This is a genomic window from Kineococcus vitellinus (assembly GCF_009906315.1).
Classification (GTDB): Bacteria; Actinomycetota; Actinomycetes; order Actinomycetales; family Kineococcaceae; genus Kineococcus; species Kineococcus vitellinus.
In genome coordinates this window covers 1-262 of sequence record NZ_JAAALL010000683.1, presented here as the reverse complement: position 1 = coordinate 262, position 262 = coordinate 1, and the positions used below count along the sequence as shown (strand labels likewise).

Here is a 262-nt window from a genome sequence, read left to right as displayed (position 1 = left end):
CCGCGACGTGGAACTGGCCGAGGGCCGTCCCGTCCCGGTCGGCGGCGTGCCCGGCTCCGTGGTCGGCCTCTACGTGGACGACCACCTGAGGTCCAAGGCCGTCGTGGTCTTCGACTTCCCGCTGGCCCCGGGGGGCAGCGAGGCCGCGATCGAGGACCGGCAGCTGCCGGACAACCTCGTGGTCAACGCCCGCGAGGTGCTCAACATCATGGCGTCGCTGTTCAACGTGGAGGGTGCCGCGCACCTGAAGCTGCACGCGGCG

Annotated in this window: 1 pseudogene; it reads left to right on the top strand. The window is 71.8% G+C overall.

Annotated features, from left to right (window positions below):
• Positions 1 to 46: 46 nt before the first annotated feature.
• Positions 47 to 262 (top strand): annotated as a pseudogene (locus GTQ99_RS24085) (hypothetical protein); the annotation flags it as partial.